1 protein-coding gene is annotated in these 393 nt (G+C 66.4%); it reads right to left on the reverse strand.

The window, feature by feature from the left end:
• Positions 1-393 (reverse strand): APC family permease (locus tag AC1DMY_RS21050; RefSeq protein WP_477166785.1); only part of this gene is annotated, 393 nt, incomplete at both ends.

The raw sequence follows: 393 nt of genomic DNA on the forward strand, positions 1-393 counted from the left end.
GGACAGGCTGTGCGACAACAGGCCGTCGCGGGCCATGACGAAGAAGATCCGGCTCTGGCCATAGAAGAAGGCCATGATCACGGTCGGCAGGGTGATGACGGCGGTGACGGCCAGGAAATGGGCGGCGCCGGGCTGGTTGATCTCGCGCAGGATCAGGGCCAGTGGCTCGGGGCTGTTGGCGAAGCGGGTGAATGAGGTCGCGCCCAGCGCAGCCAGGGCGATCACCGTGTAGATGGCCGCGCAGGCCAGCATCGAGCCGATGATGCCGATGGCCAGATCACGTTTTGGATTGCGGGTCTCCTCGGCGGCGGTGGCGATGGCGTCGAAGCCGTAGAAGGCGGAGAAGATGATGGCAGCGGCGGCCATGACGCCGCGTTCGACACCGTCGGCGCT

Source organism: Dyella sp. 01L423 (assembly GCF_056399945.1).